The sequence below is a fragment of the Klebsiella sp. JN_Kp122 genome (genome assembly GCF_040062085.1).
Lineage (GTDB): Bacteria > Pseudomonadota > Gammaproteobacteria > Enterobacterales > Enterobacteriaceae > Klebsiella > Klebsiella aerogenes.
Genome location: NZ_JBEAHW010000037.1, coordinates 1 through 25,536, shown reverse-complemented (window position 1 = coordinate 25,536; position 25,536 = coordinate 1). Strand labels below are relative to the sequence as shown.

20 protein-coding genes and 1 pseudogene are annotated in these 25,536 nt (G+C 52.4%); 9 read left to right on the top strand and 12 right to left on the bottom strand.

What is annotated here, in order from left to right:
• Nucleotides 1-13: 13 nt before the first annotated feature.
• The 6 genes from ABLU78_RS14965 to ABLU78_RS14940 all read right to left on the bottom strand — a co-directional run bounded on the left by ABLU78_RS14965 (nt 14) and on the right by ABLU78_RS14940 (nt 7,839).
• Entirely contained in the window at nt 14-1,804 is a 1,791-nt protein-coding gene (locus tag ABLU78_RS14965) for an ATP phosphoribosyltransferase regulatory subunit (RefSeq protein ID WP_226420096.1), read from the bottom strand.
• Between the two features lie 145 nt (nt 1,805-1,949).
• Nucleotides 1,950-3,218 carry a histidine--tRNA ligase gene (gene hisS / locus ABLU78_RS14960; RefSeq protein WP_032715775.1) on the bottom strand — a complete coding sequence of 423 codons (1,269 nt, stop codon included), beginning with the start codon at nt 3,216-3,218 and terminating at the stop codon, nt 1,950-1,952.
• A gap of 116 nt (nt 3,219-3,334) precedes the next feature.
• Nucleotides 3,335-4,471: a histidine decarboxylase gene (locus ABLU78_RS14955; RefSeq protein WP_046883062.1), complete on the bottom strand. Its 1,137-nt coding sequence runs from the start codon at nt 4,469-4,471 to the stop codon at nt 3,335-3,337.
• A 34-nt stretch (nt 4,472-4,505) separates the two neighbouring features.
• Nucleotides 4,506-5,852, bottom strand: coding sequence for a histidine-histamine antiporter (gene hdcC / locus ABLU78_RS14950; protein ID WP_015703377.1), 1,347 nt, complete (start codon nt 5,850-5,852; stop codon nt 4,506-4,508).
• A gap of 332 nt (nt 5,853-6,184) precedes the next feature.
• On the bottom strand, nt 6,185-6,769 hold the full coding sequence (locus tag ABLU78_RS14945) for a cytochrome b/b6 domain-containing protein (RefSeq protein WP_032715772.1): 585 nt from the start codon (nt 6,767-6,769) through the stop codon (nt 6,185-6,187).
• Nucleotides 6,766-7,839: a catalase family peroxidase gene (locus ABLU78_RS14940; protein WP_048229436.1), complete on the bottom strand. Its 1,074-nt coding sequence runs from the start codon at nt 7,837-7,839 to the stop codon at nt 6,766-6,768. The genes ABLU78_RS14945 and ABLU78_RS14940 overlap by 4 nt, the downstream gene beginning before the upstream one ends.
• Nucleotides 7,840-8,304: 465 nt before the next feature.
• On the opposite strand from ABLU78_RS14940, the pseudogene ABLU78_RS14935 reads away from it, so the two are divergent.
• Nucleotides 8,305-8,544: pseudogene (locus tag ABLU78_RS14935) on the top strand (integrase core domain-containing protein); the annotation flags it as partial.
• A 23-nt stretch (nt 8,545-8,567) separates the two neighbouring features.
• Here the strand turns inward: ABLU78_RS14935 and ABLU78_RS14930 are convergent.
• The gene (locus ABLU78_RS14930) at nt 8,568-9,485 is read right to left on the bottom strand and encodes a hypothetical protein (RefSeq protein ID WP_048229434.1); all 918 of its coding nucleotides are present in this window, start codon (nt 9,483-9,485) and stop codon (nt 8,568-8,570) included.
• 385 nt (nt 9,486-9,870) lie between these two features.
• Between ABLU78_RS14930 and ABLU78_RS14925 the strand changes: the two genes are divergently transcribed.
• The 6 genes from ABLU78_RS14925 (at nt 9,871) to ABLU78_RS14900 (ending at nt 16,572) form a co-directional block, all read left to right on the top strand.
• A complete protein-coding gene (locus tag ABLU78_RS14925) occupies nt 9,871-10,827 on the top strand; it encodes a LacI family DNA-binding transcriptional regulator (RefSeq protein WP_162184320.1) in 957 nt (318 codons plus the stop codon).
• A 116-nt stretch (nt 10,828-10,943) separates the two neighbouring features.
• A complete protein-coding gene (locus tag ABLU78_RS14920) occupies nt 10,944-11,753 on the top strand; it encodes an inositol monophosphatase (protein WP_045414393.1) in 810 nt (269 codons plus the stop codon).
• 111 nt (nt 11,754-11,864) lie between these two features.
• Complete coding sequence (locus ABLU78_RS14915) at nt 11,865-13,223, top strand: MFS transporter (RefSeq protein ID WP_048229432.1); 1,359 nt, start codon at nt 11,865-11,867, stop codon at nt 13,221-13,223.
• A 25-nt stretch (nt 13,224-13,248) separates the two neighbouring features.
• Entirely contained in the window at nt 13,249-14,514 is a 1,266-nt protein-coding gene (locus ABLU78_RS14910) for a histidine-type phosphatase (RefSeq protein WP_048229430.1), read from the top strand.
• A 465-nt stretch (nt 14,515-14,979) separates the two neighbouring features.
• Nucleotides 14,980-15,948, top strand: coding sequence for a hypothetical protein (locus ABLU78_RS14905; protein WP_072060206.1), 969 nt, complete (start codon nt 14,980-14,982; stop codon nt 15,946-15,948).
• 15 nt (nt 15,949-15,963) lie between these two features.
• The gene (locus tag ABLU78_RS14900; protein ID WP_020078000.1) at nt 15,964-16,572 is read left to right on the top strand and encodes a hypothetical protein; all 609 of its coding nucleotides are present in this window, start codon (nt 15,964-15,966) and stop codon (nt 16,570-16,572) included.
• Nucleotides 16,573-17,047: 475 nt separating this feature from the next.
• On the opposite strand, the gene ABLU78_RS14895 is transcribed toward ABLU78_RS14900, so the two are convergent.
• Nucleotides 17,048-17,704, bottom strand: a complete 657-nt coding sequence (locus ABLU78_RS14895; protein WP_048229427.1) for an epoxyqueuosine reductase QueH — start codon at nt 17,702-17,704, stop codon at nt 17,048-17,050.
• 116 nt (nt 17,705-17,820) lie between these two features.
• Nucleotides 17,821-18,927, bottom strand: a complete 1,107-nt coding sequence (locus tag ABLU78_RS14890) for a nickel/cobalt efflux protein RcnA (RefSeq protein WP_348820604.1) — start codon at nt 18,925-18,927, stop codon at nt 17,821-17,823.
• A 118-nt stretch (nt 18,928-19,045) separates the two neighbouring features.
• Here ABLU78_RS14890 and rcnR point away from each other — a divergent pair, with 118 nt between their 5' ends.
• On the top strand, nt 19,046-19,318 hold the full coding sequence (gene rcnR / locus ABLU78_RS14885) for a Ni(II)/Co(II)-binding transcriptional repressor RcnR (protein ID WP_015369853.1): 273 nt from the start codon (nt 19,046-19,048) through the stop codon (nt 19,316-19,318).
• A 48-nt stretch (nt 19,319-19,366) separates the two neighbouring features.
• Here the strand turns inward: rcnR and potE are convergent, their stop codons facing one another.
• From potE to speFL, 3 genes are all read right to left on the bottom strand, one after another.
• Entirely contained in the window at nt 19,367-20,683 is a 1,317-nt protein-coding gene (gene potE / locus ABLU78_RS14880) for a putrescine-ornithine antiporter (protein WP_015369854.1), read from the bottom strand.
• Nucleotides 20,680-22,878 (bottom strand): ornithine decarboxylase SpeF, encoded by a 2,199-nt coding sequence (speF, locus tag ABLU78_RS14875; protein ID WP_015369855.1) that lies wholly within the window; start codon nt 22,876-22,878, stop codon nt 20,680-20,682. The genes potE and speF overlap by 4 nt, the downstream gene beginning before the upstream one ends.
• A 263-nt stretch (nt 22,879-23,141) precedes the next feature.
• The gene (gene speFL / locus ABLU78_RS14870; RefSeq protein WP_006819052.1) at nt 23,142-23,246 is read right to left on the bottom strand and encodes a leader peptide SpeFL; all 105 of its coding nucleotides are present in this window, start codon (nt 23,244-23,246) and stop codon (nt 23,142-23,144) included.
• Nucleotides 23,247-23,795: 549 nt separating this feature from the next.
• On the opposite strand from speFL, the gene ABLU78_RS14865 reads away from it, so the two are divergent.
• Complete coding sequence (locus ABLU78_RS14865) at nt 23,796-25,346, top strand: peptide MFS transporter (protein ID WP_015369856.1); 1,551 nt, start codon at nt 23,796-23,798, stop codon at nt 25,344-25,346.
• Nucleotides 25,347-25,536 lie beyond the last annotated feature (190 nt).

Sequence of the window (25,536 nt, the reverse complement as noted above, 5' to 3'; positions counted from 1 at the left end):
CGGCCTGCGTTCATCACTGAGACAGAACGACCTGCGCGAGCCGATCGGTGATGTTATCAAGCGTGCAAATCTTAATACGATGGTCCCGTGAATCAGAGAGGATAACCGTTTCTCCGTCGCCTTCGATTTCAAGAATAAATCTCGCCCCCAGGCGTCTGGAATTTTTATAGCGGGTGCTGATTCGTTGGGGGGAGCAGTCGTTGATGATGCTTAAATAGGGAAATTGCTGACGCAGGCTACGCCCGAGCAGCATTGCCTTAGCAGCCACGCGAGGCTGGCCTGCAATAATCACAATGTCGGTCGGCGGATGCGCTCTGGCGGGTTGGGGACGATAACCGAGCAGAGTGACAATCGGCTCCATCATGAATGCAAAACCGCAGGCGGAAACCGGTTTTTCAGCAATACGGCTGGCGCAGGCGTCGTATCGGCCGCCACGGCTGATGGTTAACTCGCGCTCCATGGCAATGCTGCGCCATTCAAAGACCAACTGACAATAGTCATTGGCGGGAAACAGCGCAGGATCGTATTGCCAGGCAATACCGGCTTGGGTCAGGGCGTGCTGAAGTCGCTGGAATCGATGACGGGAGTCAACGGTAATAAAATCCGCCAGGCAGGGCGCCGCAGGAGCAAGACGCTGAAGAAGGATATCCTCATGATGGATCAACCACTCCGGATGTTTCTCCAGCCAGTGCTGCTGCTCCGGGTTCAGCAAACGCGAGATGGGCTGGTAGTAATCGCGCAACGCCCGGCGGAAAGCCGCCAGCGAGGCCTCGTCACCCAGCATATTAATATGCAGTTCCGCCATTTCACCGAGGCCAATACGCCTGAAGAAAACCGCCTGCATAACCAGATGCTCAAGTTCGATATCAACCCCCGGCATGCCGAAGGCTTCGACGCCAATTTGATGATTTTGCCGGATATCTCCATCCAGGGAGCGTTGACGGAACATGGCGCCCGAATACCAAATCCGGCTCATTACTGCGGTATGAGGGTTATCGGCCATCAGGCGCAGACATCCGGTTGTCCCATCGCCACGTAATTTTCCCTTGTCGGCCATCACCGGGCCGCCTGGGGCGAATAGCGATGTATGTTCAAGTAAGGGTAACCTGATTTGTTGATAGCCATGCTGGCGCAGAAACTGTTCAGCCTGAAGTTCCAGCCAGGTCCACTGTTCTGATGGAGAGGATTCATATTTACGCGGGCGGCCGCAATGTCGTGCCCGCAGCGGCCTTTCCATCTGGGCTTCAAGTTGCTGGCTCAACGCTGGCGAGGCGAGCAGGCAATTTTGCGCCAGCGCATGGCGAATCCTGGTCACCAGCGCCCGATTTACCGGTTGCCGGCAGAATTCCTGGAAGTGGGCCTGTCGCTGTTGCTCATTCTCACCGAGCTTGAGCCAGACAGGATGGGGGACTATCAAACCTGAAGGCAGATTACCGTGACTATGGCACCCCGGGCTCCCGTCCTCGTCACATTCAATAAAGCGCTTCACGGCCAGAAAATAGGTTTCAGGTTCCAGGGGGCTGCATAAGTAGCGGCTGTCCCACAATGCGCCATGCCGTTGGTAACGACGATTGTAATAAGGCACATAGCTGCGTCCGATATGCTGAATAAAACGGCTCAGCGCCTGTTTATCCGGAGCGCTGACCAGCAGCAGGATACGTGGGACGGCAAGTGACCAACTATGAATAGACACGGCGTAACGTTGCGCCGCGTCTTGCATACACCGTTCGAAGGCCGAGTAATCCTCCTCGTGGCGGAATAACTCCTCGCCATTATGCCCGCGAAGCTGCGCCAGATGCGGCATCCCCGGAATAAATAATCTGTTTTTTCTCGGCATGTCCACGGTTCTCTGCTTAAGGATCTCGCTGTGTGTCAGGGTGAAATGCTGAAGGCGGGATTAGCGCCGGGACGAGTACCGTCCTGCTGCACGGTACCCAATCTGGACGTGTTTACTGGCAGTGCTGTTGCAGCCAGTCAATGAGCGCTTTCTCTTCGAGCGTCATTTGACGGGAGCTGGTGAGGTCCCACAGCCGTATCTCATTGTCGGTATTCAGCGTGATTATCGCGCGACACTGACTTTGCAGGGCGGTCTGATGCTGGCGTTTAAGTTTGTTGCCGCTGCAATCCACCATCACGCTTAACTTTTCAATACGTTGGCGCAGTAGCTCCGCCAGCATCTGGGCCCGCAGGCCATCATCCTGACATTCACTGGTAATGACCACGTCAGGGTGAAAATGCCACAACGGATTATCTTTCTGGCTGACGGTCTGAATGAGTAACAGCAGGCGTTCGATACCGATGGCAAAACCGCAGGCTGGCAACGCCTTCGGATTGAATAACTCCGCCAGGCCGTCGTAGCGGCCGCCGCCGCAGACAGTACCCTGCGAGCCCAGTTCATCAGTCACCCACTCAAACACGGTGCGGGTGTAGTAATCCAGCCCGCGCACCAGACGCGGATTGATGGTATAGGGGATGTCGGCCTTATCGAGCAGTTCGCAGAGCAGCGAAAAATGGTGACGGGAGTCTTCGGACAGGTAATCCAGCAATCGCGGCGCCTGTTCCAGCATAGGTTGCATGGTCGGATTTTTGCTGTCGAGGATGCGTAATGGGTTGGTTTCCAGCCGTTTGAGGCTATCTTCATCCAGTTGCTCACGATGAGCATTAAACCAGTCAACAAGGGCGGCTTTATGGGCCCGCCGTTCATCCGGCGTGCCCAGAGAATTAATTTCCAGCCTGACATGCGGGGTCAGGCCCAGCTCCTGGAACAAATCACGGACCATAAAAATCATTTCAGCATCGACGTCCGGCCCGGCCATGCCGAAGGCTTCAGCACCGAACTGCGTGAACTGACGCAGCCGTCCCTTCTGCGGGCGTTCATAGCGAAACATCGGGCCCTGATACCACAGGCGCTGGGTTTTGTTGTAACACAGATTATTTTCCAGTACCGCACGCATACAGCCGCTGGTCCCCTCGGGTCGCAGCGTAATCTGTTCGCCGCTTTTATCCGTAAAGTTGTACATTTCTTTGGCAACGATATCTGTGGCTTCGCCAACAGCACGTTCGAATAAGGCGACCGGTTCCAGCAGGGGTAAGCGGATCTCCTGGTAACCATAACGGTAGGTCAGACGCCGGAATTTATTTTCAAGCCACTGCCAGATTGGCGTTTCGGCGGGCAGTACGTCGCGCATACCACGTATGGCTTTTAACTTTGCACTCATCGTTTATGACTCCTGATGCGAAATTCCCATATACTGTGCAGGTCTGGCGGGTTCCGGTTGGCGCTGCAACCCACCAGATTGTCCAGCGGGCAGCGGCAGTTTGCCGCTGCTCACTCTTATGCCGCCCGTTGCGCCAGGTCGGCAATCACGTCATCGATCAGCGCATCAATCCGGGAACTGTCCAGGTGGTGAGCGGTGGTGATCAGATGGGCTACGTTGCCGGACGTTGCCAGGCAGTGTTTCTTCCATACCCATTCAGAAGGCTTCGGAAAGACCACCGTGATGGAGTTTTTGTGGCACAGCGCGTCAATACCTGCTGCTTTAAAGCGATCCACGGCGTATTTCGCCATGTTGAGGCTGTGACCAATGCGGCGATGCCATTCGGCATCGGTATGGCTGCGAACGGCGGCCCACATCATCAAAGGGGTATGACCGTTGCGTGACCCTGAAATCGTTTTATCGTGGGCGGAGATGTAATCGATCTCTACGCTGATACGGTTGACGTTGGCTTTCTTGGCTACCACAATGCCGCATGGAATCGGAGAGCCGATCATTTTGTGTCCGGAAACGCCAATCGAATCGATACCATCCGCGAAGGTAAACGGTTGTGGATCCTCCACGAAAGGCAAGATCATGCCGCTTAGCGCGGCATCCGCGTGTAGATAATAATCTTCACGTGGGATCCCCAGCGCAGCGATACGTTTCTGTATCTCAGCGATATTATCAACAGCGCCGCGTACCGTTGTGCCTATATTGGCGAAAATGATGGGATGGCGTTCGCCTGAGGTCCTGATTTTATTGATCAAATCGTCATAATCCATTTCTCCGTCTGGCTGAGATTCCACCAGTTGCGATTTGATACGCAGCAGTTTGACGATTTTGGCGACGGAATAGTGAGTATCTTTTGAATAGTAGAGCGTGCCTTCCGGGAACAGTTCTCTGCCCAGATAGCAACCAAACATATTACTTTCTGTGCCGCCGTTGGTGACATAGCCCCAGCTTTCCGCAAAGGGGATTTTGAATATGCCGGAGAAATACTCCATGACTTCTTTTTCAAAGTCGAAAGAGTTGAGTAAATAGTTACAGTACTCCCCCCAGTCACCACAGTTATTAATTGAGAAACGCAGAAAACGCTCCAGCATGGTGTAATCAAAATCAGCGGATTCAGGGTAGCCAATATTAAAGTAGCGATTTTTTACACAGTATGACCAAAATGCATCGAGTTTATTTTGATCGGCAATAGATAAAGACATATGAATCTCCATATTTATGTTGGTGAATAAGATATTATTTTTGAAGGTAAAGAATATCCTGGCCTTTTTTATTACGTCCGGCCGCGACAAAAGAAAACAGAGGAATGGTTACCATCATCATAATTGTGCCCCAGAAAATGGAATCGGTACCTGAACCGAGCAGGGCGAATATACTGTAAATCATACCGATGACAGTCAGGACGCAATAAAACATAAAACCACGTCCACGGTTGAGCTTTTTAGATACCATGATGATAGGTAGCGCGATAATGGCATACATATAAGGCAGCAGGGAGGCAAATACCGACATCAGAATCACCACCTGGAACTGTTTGGCGAGATCGGGGGAAGCCGTCAGTAACAGCACCAGACTCATCAGCACGCCAGAAATAATCAGACCTTTCATCGGGACATCATTTTTATTGGTCTCGGCGAAAATCTGCGGAAATAACCCCTGTTTCGCCCCGGCCCGCGGCCCTTCTGACTGTAGAATCAACCAGCCGGAAATGGAGCCAAAACAGGCGATAATACTCAGCGCGGAGGCGATGTTGCCGGCCATATCGCCAAACATATAACGTGCCGCATCGGCGAATGGGGCGGCAGATTTGACCAGTTCGGCGTGGGGAACCAGGCCCATGATAACGGTACAGCTACCGACGTAACATACGGAGGCAATCAGCAGACCATATACGGTTGCGCGAGGTACCGTGCGTTCAGGATTTTCCACCTGTCCGCTGGAGACCACGGCGGATTCCACCCCTAAGAAACCCCATAGCGCAATGGAGGCCGCGGAGACGATCGCTGAGCTGTCGCTGTTGCCCGTCCCGTTGTAGACTTCAGAGAACATTTTCGGGTCAAACCAGAACCAGCCGACAATGCCCACACCCAGCACGACGACCAGCATGCAGCTGGCGGTGAAGGACTGCGCGCGCCCGGCCGTTTTAGCCCCGAGGCTGCCTAAGGCAATAAATGCCCACAGAATAGCGATAGCGGTGATACAACCGTAAACCGGATTATGCAGCGCCGGGAAGAAGTAGCTCAGATAGCCGACCCCGGCGACGAGGAGCGCGACGTTGCCAATCCAGGCGCTAATCCAGTAGCAAATCGTCGTCTGAAAACCGATGAAAGGGCCAAACGCATCGCTGGCATAGGCCACGATCCCCCCCGCGCGAGGGGTAATGAGGCTGGTTTTAGCGAAAACCAACGCCAACGCAATTACGCCAATAATAGTAAACAACCATCCCCATAGTGAAATATATCCCACTCCGGCGAGATTGGTCGGCAACATAAAAACACCGGAACCCATCATATTTGATGCGGTCACAAGGGTTAGTGCCGTTAACCCCATTTTTTGCGCAGTACCCGCGCTGACGCTTCCCATATATATCCCCTCTGTATTAAGTAAATGCTTACTTGGTTATTAAACGCATTTTTTCACAGGGCAGGGGTGGGAATATGATCTACATCATTTTTTGAAAATGATGTGAGCTAATACATATTAATTTCGGTATATTTTTTAAACAGTGATTAGGTAATTCACTCCGTCCCCTTTTTTATTTAATCATCAAGGTTAGTGGTGATTGTGTAATAAATAACGGGAGGGCTAATTTTTATAGGCGAGCGCTACAGTGAGTGGCTGCTGATTTTTTTGGATGCAAAAAATAAGGGGCAAAAGCCCCTTATTTTTACTTCAACGAACCTAATTAGTAAGTTTCACCGCTCTACAGGTGGTTTACTGGACCGGCTGGTACTTTTCGCCATGCTGGCAAACACGCCGTCGCGGAATATCCATGCGTGCACTAATGCCGCAGAAAGATGTAGCAACACCACCGCAAAGAGCAGTTTAGCTAGCAGGCGATGGGCATCGTGAAACCAGGCAAAAAGCAGCGGGCTGGTCGGGGTAATGGCCGGAAGGTTAAGTCCTTCAAACATAACAATCGGAACGCCCGCTGCCGACAGTTGCGCCCAGCCAAGCAATGGCATTGCCAGCATCAGCGCGTATAGCGCCCAGTGTGACGCTTTTGCCGCTAGTACCTGCCAGCGTGAGAGCTCCGCAGGAAGAGGTGGCTGCCGGCTATAAAACCGGTTGGCCAGGCGGATGAGCGCCAGCAGCAAAATAGCGATCCCCAATGGCCGATGTACATCCACCAACCAAATGCGATGGTGTAATGAAGTCATCATAGCGGCGCCGATGAACAGCATGGTCAGGATCATGATTGCCATCAGCCAATGCAGATATCTCGCCAGAGGGTTGAAATGCTGCGGCGCGCGCGCTTGCTTGTGATGATTAGAGTTCATTTAACCTCCGTTTTTTGCACGGCTTCGGTTGCTTTGCCATAGCCAATTTCCCGTTCGCGACGGCTCCAGGAATGCGAATAGGCGCCAGAGCGCGCATTTAAGACGGGATCGTTAGAGACCTCTACTCCAGCAGGCACGATGGAGGGATCAAAGTTAACGTCACGGCAGGCGCCTTCGGCTTGGGCGACGAGTTGGGTGACTTTGAGCGTACCGGCGACGACCTGCTGGCGATCGTTTGGCCATGGCTGCGAAGGGTCATCCACCGCGTCGCCAGCTTGGGCGAGTTGCAATACCAAATCCCAGTAAATAGGATGCTGAGAAAGTCGCTGCTGTAATTGTTCGAACAGGAAGTTATGGTCGGCTTTCTGTCGCTGTTCATCAGCGATAGAGACAAATGGATCGTGTGGCCGCATCATCCAGCGTACGGGCTGGCGCTGGCTGTCGGCGTTCACGAGATAGAAAGCGTTAATACTATAAAATGTCGCCCCGGCAAAGCCGCCTGGCGCTGGCTTTTGCACCGCCCACTGTAAATATTTACCGGCTTCCGGGTAGTCCTGTAAAAATACCGCGAGACGCTGCGGATCGGGCTTACCGGTGGCCGGGTCGACGGCGGTGGCCTTCTTCATGGCAAGAAAGCCCTCCGGGTTCCGGGTGGCGAAGTAGGGCTCGTTGTTCATTGCCATGCGCCACTGCTGTTTATCGTCCGTTTTCAGTAGCAGCGCCATGCTCAGGGTTTTCGTTGAATTATCAGCCGCGTGTGGATTACCTGCGCCAATGGAGAATCGCCCGACAACGGGGGTTTCCGACTGTGAAAAGAGCCGCGCGGTGGAATAAGAAACGGCTGGAGCGGCTGGCTCGAACGTCCCGCTAAAACAGATCCCTTTGCCGTGTGCCCGGCGAAACCCGGCAGGAAACGGCTTGTCTGGATCGGGGACTAATGACTGGCTGGTGGTTCGCGAACCCAGCCAACCTGAGGTCCAGGCGAATGCCGCTGCCGTTGCCCCGACGATGACCGCGATCGACGCCAGCGCGCGCCAGGTATTTTTGGATCGGAAATCCAGTTTTGACATAGACGTTTCCATCGTTAAGTTTTATTTCACGTCACGCGTGATATATCGCACGCAACACGTTTAATATCGTGAGAATATAGGGGGGATGTGTCATTGTTAGGTTTATAATGAATTTGTTTTTATAGTAAATAAACCTACAAAGAGACATACAGTTCACTATAAATGGTGTTTGAAAAAAAGAAAAAATATCACGAAAAATTTATACTTTCGTTACGATATCGAGATTCTTAAAAAGAACTTATCCTCACCTGGCGACTGAGATTGGCGCTATGATTGAGAGGTGGGGGCGCTAAAATTACGTGTTGGGCAATCCATATTTCCAATGCTCACGATTTTCAGCACTGACTGAATATTGTTGGGAATGTTGCTACAGGCGCTCTTCCTGCTCAATCCCCCCGACATTTATTGAACGGGGGGATGCAGAACAGTTCAATCTCTTGATATAGATTGGTTCTTTACGGAGCGAATCGGCCGGGAAACTGCTGGGATAATAGTCCCATAGAACGCGTCTTCCGCAGTCTGAAAACAGAATGGGTACCGGTGAATGGATACGCAGGCAAGGACCAAGCCTGACAGCAAATTAATGGTTATATATTGAACTTCTACAACAGCGTCAGACCTCACTATTATAACGGTGGGTTGACACAGGAAGAGTCTGAGAACAGGTACCATTTTTACTGTAAAACCGTGGCCAATATTATTTGACCACTACATATCGAAACCCTGGCTTAGCGCGTAATTATCATCTGGCCGTTGATCAAAGAAAAATAAGGAGTAAAGCTCATAAGAAGTTCGCCGTCTTTATCTTTCAGACTCAAGGGGGAAATTCCGCGATCTTCATACTGCACAAGTCGACCATGGTTAAGAATTTTTAACTCATATTCATCCCAATTGATAGGAATAGCACCGTGGCTTTTCTCCATGTTTTTCTTGACTGCCAGAGATTGATACCATGTGCCGGGAGGCAAATCGTTTGCCAGATCCTGTTCCTGAGAAGCAATTTCGTATTTTTCCTTGATTTTTTGGCTCTCTTTATTATTCAGGAGATGCCACATTTCCGTATACGCCGCGCGCAGTTTCTTAATATTTTCCTCTGTGGCTTGAAATGGCGTGGCCTTTGTCCAGGTCCATTCCGGCAATCCCTTGACTATAAACTCGCGGCTGACCTGATACAGAATAGTATTGTTTAACGGTCCTTCAGAAACGGCGGAAATATCTGTGTTTCCCTGATACGCCACGGATAACTTGCCTGTGGGTTGCAGTTTGTCATCAACTGATGCAATTAACTCAGCGAGTTTAGTTTTATTGCGACGGTCATTGTTTTTGACCAGGGATACCGAACCCTGGCAACGAGCGTCGGCAGGAAAATTTTCATCCCCTGTTAACACAGTCAAGCTGGCGAAATAAAGTTTTAAAGTATTTTGTCCATTTTCAAGAAAAGGGGCGACATTGATGCTCGCCATAATCGGTTCTTTTTGATAATAGTTAGATAAGGCTTCAATATCATTGGCGTGAGCAATACATAATGCATTATTTGTATCAATGCGCAATGAGTATTCATTTATCGAATGATTGTTTTCTTTTTCCGTAGCCTGGGATGAAAATGCGGTGAGCAATAGTACGCCGGATAAGGCATAACGTTTCATTAAGCAGTCCTTTTGTGCTAGAGAATAATAACGGTATTAATCGATACGGCTATTTTAATGAGCGACACTCCAGAAAGAGTAAAACATGGAGTATTAAAAAGATCGAGTCCTCTTTGAAACGACGACGTGCAGGTATCTTTTGCATGGAAAAAATCATCTGAAATCAATTTCCCGGTCACGGCGGCTGGGGGAGTGCGACCAGGCGACAGAACGCGCATTGAAGTACCTCTACCCCAGTAGGTATGATGGAAGAATCAATGTTAACGTCCCTGCTAACATTCCTCAGCGTGACGAGAGTAATGAGTTGAACGATACATCGATAGGTTATTAATTTCACTGAAAAATCAAAGCGATGAACGATAAAAAATGGATTAAAGCAGAAGACGTGGCGAAACTTGCCGGCGTTTCCCGTTCAGCCGTCTCCCGCGCTTTCACGCCTGGGGCCTCGGTCTCGCCGAAAACCCGCGCCAAAGTGCAGGCCGCCGCGGAAGCTCTGGGCTACCAGGTCAATATCATCGCCCGTACGATGAACACCGGCAGCAGCAACTTTATCGGCATCATCACTTCAGGGTTCGATAACCCTTTTCGCAGTAAGCTGCTGGCGCCGCTGATCCACCAGCTGGCGCTGCATGGATTTATGCCATTGTTGATGAACGCCGATGATCCGCAGCAGTTAGCTCCTTCGCTAAAACATCTTCTCAGCTATCACGTCGCTGGCGTCATTATCACCTCCGGCGCGCCACCGCTGGAGCTGGCTGAGGAATATCTTGCGCGAAAAATTCCCGTTACGCTTATCAACCGTCATGCTGAACTTCCCGGCTGCGACCGCGTCAGCAGCGATAACGCGCTCGGCGGGAAACTGGCCGCTGAGCTGTTGCACGCAGGCCAGTGCCGGGACGTCGGTTTTATTGGCGAAAATCGTGACAATTTCAGCACCCGGCAGCGCTACGAGGGGTTTATTCACCATGTCAGCGGGCTGGCTGTCACGGCGCATTTCTGCGAAACGGGCGGTTATCAGTCCGGTTTTGCGGCCGCTCGCCGGCTCGCCGCGGAAAGGCCAGGATTGCAGGCGCTGTTTTGCGCCACCGATATGCTGGCGATTGGGGCGATGGATGGGCTACGAGCGGATAATCCAGCAGCCGTCCTGCCGGCAATTATTGGCTTCGACGATATTCCCCAGGCGGAGTGGCAGCCTTATCAACTTACCACTATCCAGCAGGACACCACGCTGTTGGCTTATCACGCGGTGGAGATGCTGGTTAGCCGGATCGCCAAATTCAATCAACCTTCACGTCACCGTGAAGTCGCTGTGAAATTAATAATTCGTAATAGCGCTAAATGAAAAATTCATTTTATGATGAATCGATCACAGAATTATCGCTAAAATCCATCCACACTCACTGCGCTCTTCGGGGCTTTTTTAAATAAAATTGCACACGTGTGCAAAAGGAGTAAATGATGACATCACTGGATTCCTCTGCGCTACAGACCCGCTATCGCCTGGCCTGCGAGCTGGCGAAAGCGGGTGCCGAGCTGGCTTTCGAATACTATCAGCAGCGCGAGGCGCTGGCGGTAGAGCATAAGGGCAATGACCTTCAGGACGTGGTGAGCGTGGCCGATAAACGCGTAGAAGCCTTTGTTAAGCAGCGCATTACTGATGCGTTTGCGGAGGATGGTTTTCTCGGCGAAGAGAGCGGTACGCAGATGCCGGACGCCAGGGTGCTATGGGTGGTTGATCCCATTGATGGCACCAGCTGTTTTTTGAATGGGCTGCATACCTGGTGCTTGTCGCTGGCGATCGTCGTTGACGGCGAGCCGGTGGTTGGCGTCGTCTACGATCCCAACCATCGTGAGCTGTTCCACGCGCTACGGGGCCATGGCGCCTGGCTCAATGAGACGCCAATTCGCCCACATCCCGCAGCAACGGTCAAAGAAGGGGTGATGGGCGTCGGAACGTCGCATCGGGTGACGCCGGCGCAATTCCTGCCTTTTCTTGACGCGCTGCTCAGCGATGGCGGCATGTTCATCCGCAATGGCTCCGGCGCGTTGATGAGCGCATGGGCGGCCGCCGGGCGCCTGATTGGCTACTACGAACCGCACATGAACCCGTGGGATGCCTTACCCGGTCTGGTGTTGATGCGCGAAGCGGGGGGCATCGCCAACGACTTTCTGGCGCAAGAGGGGATTCGCCATGGTAACCCCCTCCTGCTGGCCAGCCAAACGCTGTATCCCCAACTCAAAAATATGATTCTTCAACCATTACATTAACCCTTACAGGTTCGGGCTGTTTCTGATTATGTACCCTACACAGTAACGATAACGACCCTCACGGACGAAGCACATCAATCAGTCAAGCCTCCGACCGTCGGAGAAACTATTATGTCTGGAATTATTCATTTTTTCCGGGCGTCGCCGCCGCAAGCGGGCGCCGCGTTTGATGAAAAACGTTTTCGCCGGGTACGTTGGCAAACGTTTATTGCTATGACCCTGGCCTACGTGACGTTCTACGTCTGCCGCTTATCGTTCACCGTGGCGAAAAGCGCGTTGGTGGAATTAGGCATTACCCCAACGGAGCTGGGAATGATTGGCTCGACGCTATTCTTTAGCTACGCCATCGGCAAACTGGTCAACGGTTTTATCGCCGATCATGCCAACGTGGTGCGCTACATGAGCCTTGGGCTATTGCTCAGCGCCGGGATGAACCTGCTGATGGGCATGACCACCAACGCCATGCTGCTGGCTATCTTTTGGGGGATCAACGGCTGGGCGCAGTCGATGGGCGTCGGTCCTTGTGCGGTTTCGCTGGCGCGCTGGTACGGCTTTAAAGAGCGGGGAACGTTTTACGCCATCTGGTCGACGGCGCATAACATCGGCGAGGCCATGACCTACATGGTGATCGCCGCGGTGATCGCGGGTTTTGGCTGGCAAATGGGTTACCTCTCCACGGCTGCGCTCGGCGCCGCTGGCGTGGTGCTGTTGCTGCTGTTTATGCGCGATTCGCCACAGAGCAGCGGCTTTCCCTCCATTAACGTGATTCGTGATGAACCGCAGGAAGAGACTGAAGCGCGGGGATCGGTGTTCAAAAACCAACTGCTGGCATTGCGTAACCCGGCGCTGTGGACGCTGGCGCTGGCATCGGCATTTATGTATATCGACCGTTATGCGGTGAACTCGTGGGGGATCTTCTTTCTGGAGCAGGATAAAGCCTATTCCACCCTTGAGGCTTCAGGCATCATCGGCGTTAACGCGATCGCCGGTATCGCCGGGACCATCATCGCCGGCATGCTCTCTGACCGCTTTTTCCCGCGCAATCGCAGCGTCATGGCCGGGTTTATCAGCCTGCTGAACACCGCGGGTTTCGCCTTAATGCTCTGGTCGCCGCATAATTACTACACCGACATCCTGGCGATGATCGTCTTCGGCGCGACCATCGGCGCGTTAACCTGTTTCCTTGGAGGATTGATCGCCGTCGATATCTCTTCACGCAAAGCGGCGGGGGCAGCGCTGGGAACCATTGGTATTGCCAGCTATGCCGGGGCGGGGTTGGGCGAATTTCTGACCGGGATCATTATCGATAAAACCGCGATCCTCGAAAACGGGAATACGCTTTATGATTTCAGCACGCTGGCGTTGTTCTGGATAGGCACCGGATTGGGTTCCGCGTTACTCTGTTTTACCACCGCCGCCATTGTCGCCCGACGCCATGCCGTCGAACGGCAGACTTCATTCTCCTCATAACCGATTAATCGATAAGGAAGATTTTATGATGCCTGCAAGACATCAGGGCCTTTTGTGCCTGTTTATCGCCTGTGCGCTGCCGCTGCTGGCGATGCAATCCGCCGCCGCGGCGAACTGGCAACTGGAAAAAGTGGTGGAGTTAAGCCGCCACGGCATTCGTCCGCCAACGCCCGGCAATCGTGAAGCCATTGAAGCCGCGACCCAGCGTCCATGGACCGAATGGACCACCCACGATGGGGAGCTGACCGGACATGGCTACGCTGCGGTCGCCAATAAAGGGCGTGCGGAGGGGCAGCATTATCGCCAGCTTGGCCTGCTGCAGGGGCAATGTCCCAGCGCGGAAGATATTTATGTTCGCGCCAGCCCGCTACAGCGTACCCGGGCAACTGCTCAGGCGCTGGTGGATGGAGCATTTCCCGGCTGCGGCGTGGCGATTCATTATGTCAGCGGCGATGCCGACCCGCTGTTCCAGACCGACAAGTTTAGCGCGACGCAAACCGACCCCGTCCGCCAGTTGGCGGCAGTGAAGGCGAAAGCCGGCGATCTGGCTAAGCGTCGGCAGGCGCTGGCGCCGATGATCCAGTTATTAAAAGCCGCGGTTTGCCAACAGGATAAACCGTGCCCCATTTTTGATAAGCCATGGCAGGTGGAGCAAAACCAAAGCGGTAAAACCACCATAAGCGGGTTGAGCGTGATGGCCAATATGGTTGAAACGCTGCGTCTGGGCTGGAGTGAAAACCTGCCCTTAAGCCAATTGGCGTGGGGGAAGATTACCCGCGCCAGCCAGATCACAGCCATTCTGCCGCTGTTAACGGAAAACTACGATCTCAGCAATGACGTGCTGTACACCGCGCAAAAGCGCGGCTCGGTGCTGCTCAACGCGATGCTGGACGGAGTGAAAGCGGACGCCACGCCGAACGTACGCTGGCTGCTGCTGGTGGCTCATGACACCAATATCGCCATGGTGCGCACGCTGATGAATTTTAGTTGGCAACTGCCCGGTTACAGCCGGGGCAATATTCCGCCGGGCAGCAGTCTGGTGATAGAGCGCTGGCGCAACAGCAAAAATGGCGAACGTTATCTGCGCGTCTATTTCCAGGCGCAAAGCCTGGACGACCTGCGACGCCTGCAGATGCCGGATCAACAGCACCCGATGTTGCAACAGGAGTGGCGTCAGCCTGATTGCCAGCAGACCAGCGTGGGCACGTTATGCCCGTATCAGTCCGCGCTGGAGGCCTTAAGTAAACAGATCGATAAAAGCGCGGTACCGCCGGTGAATATGGTTCTTTAATCAGCGCAAACGCCATAATCCTTAGCGGAAATAGGACGGATTATGGCGTATTGCTTAAAAGTGTTAGTGATTCGAGTAATAATTCCAGAGATATTGGTTTAATGGACGCATGGCACTAATTTACTGAGAGGAAAAATAAGCAAGCCTCATCTGAGTTTTGTTACGTCTTTATGTAATATGCCTTGGTTTTTGGGAGTTTTTAGGAAAACATTTAGGTGCGCTAAGATTGTTCACAACTCAGGAGTTGGTTACCATTTAACTTCTCAAGATAGTGCTCTGTAATAGTATAGATATTTACTTTAAAGAGTGGGGGCTTTTTAATACTTCAATTAATAACATATTGAAGAGGTTGGTAATAGTCATGTTTATTGGTGGGCTAAATTTAGTAGGTGTGGTATTGGTTTTGTTGGATTTTATGCCACCATTTTCTTGGGGGTAAGTTAAAGCTAAAAAAGGATTTATGCAATGGTTGAATATTATTTTGGCCATGATGGCCTCCACAATATCTCTCCTTTTGATAGACCAGCAACATGGGGAGGGCCAGGTCCAGTTGATTTTAATTTTCATGATCTAGCAAAACAATTGGACTGTTCGCGGAATTTCAATCGAGTTGGTATTATTTATTCTAATGGTGTGAGCCAATGGTTGGTAAGACCTTCCCGGCGGATTGCCAATTCGGTCCAAAGCATAGCAAGTCATGTTATTGTCACAAAGGTTTGCGATATCTCACAAGAAAGTTCCACAAAAGCTATTGTTAAGACACTTCAGGCACCATCACTGGCCACCGAAATTACATCAACGGCACTTTCATGCGGAGCGGCTGCAATCACATTAGCCCTTGTGCTTACTGGAACGGCGATACTTCCCCTTACGGCAGGAGCATCGGTGCTGGTAGCCGGAGTTATTGCTGCCAGCGGCGTAGCTACCGTTGGGCAATGTTTTATCGGTGCGGGAAGGTTATGGACAATAAGCAGAGGTAGGGAAGAGCGTTTAGCATGGCTTGATTCGCAGGATTGGTATCTTACTACGACTACCATCCTTGATATCATTTCTCTTGCAGGTGCCGGGGCTGGGTTAGCGAAATCTATCGAAGTGTGGAAAACGATGAAAAAAATATCTTCAGCAGAAGCTTTATCATGGCTAAGAGGCCTAAGTAGGGTTGAGCGTAAGCGGCTTACTTATGAAATCATTCGTAATGAAAATCCGGGAATATCTAACTCTGGTATAAAAGCTGCTATAGAAATGGGGCATTATCCTAAACGATTTCCATCTGAAGTATTACAACGAACTCTACAAAGGGAGTTGATGCAAGTGATTGTTAATTCATCAGCATTTGCCGGGAGCGGCATTTCCGGAACTGTTAGAAATCCACACAATCTAAAAAAAACAGGACAATATGTGATAGGGATAATACAATCCTTTTCATTAACATAAAATCTGGTTGGCATAATGATTGAGCATATAAAAAACAGCCTTGTGTTAAATATTGATGTGGAAAAAAATCTTGCGTCAATGAGTCCCCGACAACTTGAGATGGTTAAGCAACGATTGACCGAATATGTAGGAGCAAGAGTCGGGGGACATACGCTCAGTATTCCAATGGTGGGCGGAATACTATTTGCTGTTTTTTGCTTTATTATGCCGCAAATTACCGTGTGGGAAATTATTTTCAGACTTAATGGATGGCCTGATTATGCTATACTGGCTGCAGTTTTCCCCACGGGGGGGTTATATAGCATATTGATTTGTATTCCGGCGTTTCTTACTGCACGAGGCCGATTGATAGGTCTGAAATCTCTTTTATGTGTCATTACTGGGACAGGAATCATTGCAATAGCATTTTTATTATTCACTGTTATTACTTTCATTATGGGGGGAGGTAATGATGCGGGCGATCTCATCGGTGCTATTTTAGCGGTGTTTTTTATCGCGATCGGCATCAAATGCCTCAATACGGTTATGTTTACTAAAACAATCGCATTTTACTTACTAAATCGGGTCTCCCGCCAGCAAACAAAATTGCAACACTCATCAGGTAAATATTTCGGGCGTCGATGATTGTTCATACTTCTGCGTTAGTTACTATTTGAGTATTCAATGCGTGACGATATCGTAGTCTGGATATTGACTTTAAGAGCGCGCTGTCATTATGTACAGCTATTAGATTAACTCGGTGCGGAAAGTGATTATATTACTAACCTTAATTGATCGCCAGGAAATGAAATGCGCATAAGATTTTTCTGTTTATTAACTTCTTTTTTCATCGTTCTCTTCCCGTTGGGTGGGCTGTTAGATTATTTATCCCGGACTAGCAACGATTTCTTGAACAGCACCGGTTTGGGTTTTGCCGATGGGGATGCCGACCCCTCTTTCTTGTGGGTTTTGCTGACGTTGATGATGATTGTGACCTTGGGGTTGAACTATCTCATCCGTAAGATTGTGCCAGGAAATAGAGTATGAAATTTATGTGAAGTTATTAAACAACGGACCTTTGCTGGCCCGTTATTTATCCACATCATTCCCTTTTCTTCAGCTATTCACCTTCATCGCCATAATAGAGCTTGCCGATCTTAATTAGCGGTCGGCCCTGGGATTTACGGTGCAGATTGCTATCGCGCAGCGAGTAGACGCAGCCGCAGTACTCCTGCTGGTAAAAGCGCTCGCGCTTGCTGATATCGATCATCCGCGAGGATCCGCCCTGTTTACGCCAGTTATAATCCCAGTAGACCATGCCTGGATAATGCCCGGCGGCGCGCTCGCCGCAGTTGTTGATTTGCTGCATGTTCTTCCAGCGTGAAATTCCCAGCGAACTGCTGATAACGCTAAAGCCGTGCTCGTAGGCATAGAGCGCGGTGCGTTCGAAGCGCATATCAAAGCACATCGTGCAGCGCACGCCGCGCTCGGGTTCCCATTCCATCCCCCTGGCACGCGCGAACCAGTTATCGGTGTCATAATCGGCATCGATAAACGGTACACCGTGTTTGTGCGCAAAACGAATATTCTCTTCCTTGCGGATTTCATACTCTTTCTGCGGATGAATGTTGGGGTTATAGAAGAAAATGGTGTAGTCGATACCGGAAGCCTGAATCGCCTCCATCACTTCCCCGGAGCAGGGGGCGCAGCAGGAGTGGAGCAGCAGTTTATCGGCTCCGTTGGGCAACGTCAGCTGTGGGCGCTGGAACTCGGACATCAAGTCATTCCTGAAGTAAATACATCCAGCGCCAACTGTAGCATGTTGAAGGGCTGCTAACCTTCCCCAGAAATGTCAGGCCGCGCATCCTCACGCGGCGCTGAATTCATCTCAAATTAACCTCTCACGCCGAGATAGCCGTGGATCGCCATATAGATCCCCACCGCCCCGATTAGCACGCTGGAAAAGTAGGGGGCCCGACGGGCGAGCGTGTTAAAACCACTCCAGCGTTTGGCCACCTGGCGAACGCTTACCGCCGCGCCAACGCCGACGGTGACCAGCGTCAGCGCCAGGCCGATGCTGAAAGAGAGGACCAGCGTCGCACCTAAGGTCAGGGCTTTGAGCTGGATGCAGATAAGCAGTACGGTGATCGCCGCCGGGCAGGGGATCAATCCGCCGGTCAGGCCGAACAGTAAGATCTGCCAGTTGGTGACCTCCCGGCCGTCGAAGCGACGTTGAATATCGTTCGCATGGGCCCGCTCGTGGGCGTCCTGATAGGCCTGACTTCCTTCCTCAAGGCCGTCCAGTTCATGATGTTGATGTTCATGAAACGCCAGATCATAATCGTGGGTATGGCGCTGGTGGCCGAGCGTCAGGCGTACGTTAAAGTCATGCGGTTCTGGGATGGTCTGCGCGGATTCTAAATAATCGCCTTTATCAACAAAAGAGAACATCTGCGCGAAGCTGCTCCCGCTGCGCCGTGTCGCCAGTGAGACATCGCCAGCGGCCCATCGGTTGCCACTTAGCGTGCGTATGCGCCAGCGCGGCGGTTCTCCTTCTTCGAAGATGGAAAGGGCGATTTGACCGTGGCCAGTGTCGACGATCTGGGTTTCATCATCATGATGATGCGCATCCCGATCCTGCATGGCCTGCAGCCAGTTACGTTCACCGCGCCAGGTGCGCCAGAACATCCATATTGCGGTACCGAGAATGATGAACGCGGAAACCAGCTGCAGCCAGGGTTCAGCCGCTTCGGCGGTAAATTTCTGGCTAAAATACATGCCGCCAAAGGCGATCAGCCAGACGATGGCGGTATGTGAAATCGTCGCGGCGAGGCCCAGCATCACCGCCTGACGTACCGTGCCTTTAATGGCGATGATGAACGCCGCCATCATGGTCTTTGAATGGCCCGGTTCCAGGCCATGTAGCGCGCCTAACAGAATGGCGCTGGGAATGAAAAACCAGGCATTGCCCTGCTGAAGTAAAGGTAAGAATTCGTTCATAAGAAGAGAGTTGGTTGTCGTTGGTGAACGGGATTCTACTCCCCCCCAGTATAAGATACTACCCCCCAGTAGATTACAAACCTATAATTGAGGCATTGAGTTCGCCAGTGAGGTTAACGTGTCGCATACGATTCGGGATAAAAAGAAGCTGCAGGCCAGAGCCAGCAAGATTGAGGGGCAGGTGAGCGCGCTGAAAAAGATGCTGGATGAGCCGCACGAATGCGCCGCCGTGCTGCAGCAAATTGCCGCTATTCGCGGAGCGGTAAACGGGCTAATGCGTGAAGTGATCAAGGGCCATCTGACGGAACATATCGTTCATGAAGGCGATGAAGTGAAACGTGAAGAGGATTTGGACGTGGTGCTGAAGGTGCTGGATTCCTATATCAAATAGCGGCCACGGATAGCGCCGGCGGCGACAGACGCGCCGCCGGCTTCAGCATTAGCTGTGTTTGTTTTTCATCTCAAAACGCGGTGATACCAGGCCGTACAGCGTCCAGCCCATAAAGGTCACGATCGCGCCGTAGAGCATCGCCTCTTCGCCGGAGGAGTACAGCGCATAGAAGCTGTATACCGCGCCGATAAAGGCAATCACGTTGGTGGATCGCGCTTTGCCCGGTTCCACATTGGCCATTTTCTGGATAATCGCCAGCGCCGCCATCGACAGAATGTACGGGATGATGTTAGTCACCACCGCCAGGTTAACCAGCACGTTGAACTGGTTGCTCAACGACGGGCTAATGGTCATCAGCGACAAGCCGGTTTGCAGGATAACGATGGTCAGCATCCCCTGAATCGGCGCGCCGGAAGCCGAGACGCGGGAGAAGATTTTCGGGAAGTAACCTTCGTCAGACGATGATTTAAAGACCTGCGCGATGGTGAACTGCCAGCCGAGCAGCGAACCGCAGCAGGACATCACCATCAGCCCCATAATCACTTTACCTACGCCAGGCGTGAACATCTGGGCAAACGCCAGGCCAAACGGCGCCGTGGAGTTAGCCAGGTCCATGTTCGGCACGATCCCGGCGATGACGTTGGTCGAAACGATATAGATAACCGCCGCGCCGAGGGTACCGCCGAGTACGGCGATCGGCACGTTACGTTCCGGGTTTTCGACCACATCGGTGTTGGCGCAAGCGGATTCCAGACCGAGGAAGGCCCACAGCGTCATGGCGATTGACGAACCAACGGCGCCGAAGAACGGTACGTGGTGAGGGTTCCAGGACTCGACGTACATCGTCGGGCTAAACCAGAACCAGCCGATGACGCACAGGCCGACAACCGGAATGATTACCCCCCATACGGTGATGCTACTGATCTGGCCGGTAATGCGCGCGCCGCCGAAGTTGGCTACGGTACAGATCCACAGCACCCCGATAGTCGCCAGGCCAATCTGCACCGGCGACAGGGTGGCGCCGAACAGCTCGGTGCCGTAACCCACCGCGGAGATAGCGATAGCGACGTTGGCGATCAGCAGCGAGACGCCGTAGGTATAGTTGGCCATAAAGTTGCCAGACTTGCCGAACGCGTACTCGGCGTAACCGCCCATCCCGCCTGATTTACGGCTAAACATCCCGCATTTGGCGAAGGCCCACGCCAGCGCCATCGATCCTACCGCCGTCACCAGCCAGGAGATGATGGAGATAGTCCCCACCTCCGCCAGCTTGGTGGGCAGCATGATGATGCCGGAGCCCATCATGTTGACCATGGTTAAGATGGTGAGCTGTACCACTCCCATCTTGTTACTGGATTTGCTCATACAGTTTCCCCTTTCAGCAGCGCGCTTTGTTTCTCGCTTTCCGCGATGACATAGCACCAGACCTGTTTACGGCCATCGTGCTCCTGGATATAAACCCCCTGCAGTTCCGGCGCGAAGCCCGGCAGCAGGTTGATCCCTTCTTCCAGTGCGGTGAAGTACTGCAGCACCGCGCCGCCCCAGACTTCGCCCGGAACTACACACAGCACTCCCGGCGGGTAAGGCAGGGCGCCTTCAGCGGCCACGCGGCCTTCGGCTTGCGGCAGCGGCACCAGATCGACCTGGCCGCGCAGATAGGCGTAGTTAGCCTCTTGCGGGTTCATCACCACGCGCGGGAAGTGATCTTTACGGAACATCTCTTTTTGCAGCTGTTTAACGTTGTGACGGGCATACAGATCATGCATTTCCTGACACAGCTGGCGCAGGGTATAACCGGCATAACGCTCTTTGTGCTGGCTGTAGATAGACGGCAGAACCTCCTGCAGCGGCGCATCGGCGTCGAGCAGCTTATCGAAGCGCGCCAGCAGGGCGACCAGCTGCTGCAGTTTGGCCATATCCTCCGCCGGGGTCAGCAGGAACAGAATGGAGTTAAGGTCGCATTTTTCCGGTACCACGCCGTTTTCACGCAGGAAGTTGGCGAGAATGGTGGCCGGTACGCCGAAGGCGTCATATTCGCCGCTGGCGGTATTGATCCCCGGGGTGGTCAGCAGAAGTTTGCACGGATCGACGAAGTACTGATGCTCGGCATAACCGTCAAAGGCGTGCCAGCGTTCTCCTGGGCCAAACTCGAAGAAGCGCAGGTCAACGGCGATTTGCGCGGTTTCATATGACTGCCATGGTTTACCATCGACCATTTTTGGCACAAACGGACGGATGTGCTTACAGCTTTCAAGGATCAGCTTACGCGCCTTGATGCCGTTCATTACGCAGTCCATCCACATGTTGCGGCCGCTCTCGCCTTCATGCATTTTGGCGTTGATATCCAGCGCGGCAAACAGCGGATAGAACGGGCTGGTGGAGGCGTGCATCATAAAGGCGTTATTCAGACGTTTATGCGGAACATAGCGCTGTTGCCCTTTGATATGGCTGTCTTTTTTATGGATTTGCGAGGTCTGGGAGAAACCGGCCTGCTGTTTGTGCACCGACTGGGTCACCAGAATGCCCGGATCGTTTTCGTTCAGCTCCAGCAGCAGTGGCGAACAATCAGCCATCATCGGAATGAACTGTTCATAGCCGACCCACGCGGAGTCAAACAGGATGTAATCGCACAGATGACCAATTTTATCGACTACCTGACGAGCGTTATAAATGGTGCCGTCGTAGGTACCTAACTGGATCACCGCCAGGCGGAACGGACGGGCATCCTGTTTCCGATTCGGCGCCACTTCCCCAACCAGCTCGCGCAGATAGCGTTCTTCGAAACAGTGGGCGTCGATACCGCCGATAAAACCGTACGGGTTACGCGCGGTTTCCAGATAGACCGGTGTCGCCCCGGCCTGCAGCAGCGCGCCGTGGTGGTTGGATTTATGGTTGTTACGGTCGAACAGTACCAGGTCGCCCGGGGTCAGCAGCGCGTTGAGCACCACTTTATTAGAAGAGGAGGTGCCGTTGAGCACGAAATAGGTCTTATCGGCATTAAAGACTTTTGCCGCATGCTGCTGGGCAATGCATGGCGCCCCTTCGTGGATCAGCAGGTCGCCCATGGCGACGTCGGCGTTGCACAGGTCGGAGCGGAACAGCGTCTCGCCGAAATACTCGACGAACTGATTACCGGCCGGGTGACGACGGAAGAATTCGCCGCCCTGATGCCCCGGACAGTCAAAAGCGCTGTTGCCCTGTTTGACGTAATCGACCAGCGCGCTAAAAAATGGCGGACGCAGCTCGGTTTCATATTTATGCGCAGCGGCTTCCAGCTGGCGGCCGTAGAAGTCGTTGCGGGTTTCGTCGTGTTCAAATACCCCCTGCACCGAAGCCATATATTCGGCCGGGACAACCTCTTCTTTATTAATAGCGATAAATACCGGGATGTTATAGCCGGTGGCCTTTAACTCATCGAGTTTACCGCATTCGATATCTTCCAGGGTTAATACTACCGCGGCCACATCAATAAAGTTGGTTTCGCTAGTATTGACAATATTACGCTGGGTAGAAAAACAGTTTGGACATGTACGGCTAACGGCAATTTTTAAATCAGTCATTGTTATCTCTTTATTTTCAGATAATAGCAGGCCCTCAATTTCTCGAATGAGAAATTGATTACGCCGGACAAAAGGTAATAGTCTGCCGCTGATATAATAAATATCAGTAGAGTACCTTTTGAGATGCAATAAACCCTACCAGTCCGGTGGCTGGTAAATAGCAGGATTTATTAGGGCGAGCGCGGTTAGCTACAGGCGAGTGCCTGTATTAACAACAAAAGATGCAGGAAGACCTGTATGCTGAAGCGCCCGTAGTCGGAAGACTACCGGGCATTAAAGAAATGAAAATCGAAGCTGTTACGGTGAGCAAACATCATAATATGCGTTGTCCGCCTTATGTGTGGCATCATCCTGTTATTGTTTTCCATGATATACACCTTTCAAATGATTGACTGAAGGTATGGCATATTCTATATCCGGCTTAGACTTAATCTGTGACGCCGATCACTAATAGCCTCTCATTATGATATCAATGGCTGGTATTTTGATCTTATCCAACATTATTCACTGGTTTGTTGCCTTTGTGTAAATATATTGTGTTGCAATGTGGTTAAAAAGAATAATGACCGGTTAATCATTGCGTTATTTCAGCCATATGACGGAATTATGTCGTATACTCGGGACTTTCTGACTTCTATCCTCTTAACATTATGTTTATTAAGGATTAAGAGGTTCCTGTAGTACGAAAAAAATGCTGTCAATCATTATCCCTTTGTTGCCAACATAAAATCTGGGAAAAGAGAGCCTGGTCGAGTTTTCATCTAAAAGATATCGCCCAGGGGCTAGACAAAACCACCATCTGGTTATCAAATGGTTAAATAAAATTAACGCCTGTGTGAACTATAGGCAGGTAGAAAAAATGGTCAATACGCTTTTCGGCATGACTAAGCGCTAAGATCGCCTTATTGGGAGAAGTTATGCATTCCTCTGTTAACAAAAATGAAAGCCGGACCTTCTTTGGTCACCCTTACCCTCTGGGATCGCTGTTCTTCACCGAAATGTGGGAGCGATTCTCGTTTTATGGCATTCGCCCGTTATTAATCCTGTTCATGGCGGCCACCGTCTATGACGGCGGTATGGGCTTAGCCCGTGAGAACGCGTCGGCCATCGTCGGCATCTTCGCGGGCGCCATGTACCTGGCTGCGCTGCCGGGCGGCTGGTTGGCGGACAACTGGCTTGGCCAGCAGAAAGCGGTGTGGTACGGCTCGATTCTGATCGCGCTGGGCCATCTGTCGATTGCGCTGTCAGCGTTTATGGGCAACAACCTGTTCTTTATCGGGCTGATGTTTATCGTGCTCGGTTCCGGCCTGTTTAAAACCTGCATCTCGGTGATGGTCGGTACGCTGTATAAGAAAGGCGATAGCCGTCGCGATGGCGGTTTCTCGCTGTTCTATATGGGTATCAATATGGGGTCGTTTATCGCGCCGCTGATTTCCGGCTGGCTGATTAAATCCCACGGCTGGCACTGGGGCTTCGGCATCGGTGGTATCGGTATGCTGGTGGCGCTGGTGATTTTCCGCCTTTTCGCGGTCCCGGCAATGAAACGCTACGACAGCGAAGTGGGTCTCGACTCTACCTGGAATAGTCCCGTCGCGAAGAAAAACGGCGTTGGCGCCTGGCTGCTGGCGCTGGCGGTCGGCGTGGCGGTGGTGATTACGCTGATTGCTCAGGGGGTGATAGTCATTAACCCGGTGGCGGTCGCCAGCATGCTGGTGTACGTGATTGCCGCGTCGGTGGTGCTCTATTTCATCTACCTGTTCGTTTTTGCGGGACTTAACCGTAAAGAGCGCGCGCGTCTGCTGGTCTGCTTTATTCTGCTGGTTTCCGCCGCCTTCTTCTGGTCAGCCTTCGAACAGAAACCGACCTCCTTTAACCTGTTTGCGAACGACTACACCAACCGCATGATTGGCGATTTCGAAATCCCGGCGGTGTGGTTCCAGTCGATTAACGCCCTGTTTATCATCCTGCTGGCGCCGGTATTTAGCTGGGCATGGCCGGCAATGGCGCGCAAAAACGTGCGCCCGAGCAGCATCACCAAGTTTGTTATCGGGATTCTGTGCGCGGCGGCGGGCTTCGGCCTGATGATGCTGGCGGCGCAGAACGTGCTGAGCAACGGCGGCGCCGGCGTATCGCCGCTGTGGCTGGTGGGCAGCATTCTGATGCTGACGCTGGGCGAACTGTGTCTGAGCCCGATAGGCCTGGCAACTATGACCCTACTGGCGCCGGAAAGAATGCGCGGCCAGATGATGGGGCTGTGGTTCTGCGCCAGCGCGCTGGGTAACCTGGCGGCGGGGCTGATTGGCGGCCACGTGAAGGCCGACCAGCTGGATATGCTGCCGGATCTGTTCGCCCGCTGCTCGACGGCGCTGCTGATCTGCGCTGCGGTGTTGTGCGTGCTGATTGTGCCGGTGCGCCGTATGCTGGAGAACAGTAAATCCGTCGAGCAAAAACCGGCGACCAATGCCTGATTGCGTAAGCGGTCAATGAAAAGCCGGCGCTGAGCGCCGGCTTTTTTATAGTAAGCAGAGTATGGAAACGGTAGCCCGGATAAGGCGTAAGCCGCTATCCGGGGATTTCCCTGCTCGCGCTGCGCTTAGCAGGGTTACGGTTCTGCGCAACCCACTGCCGGGGCTTCATCAGAACGGTAGCCCGGATAAG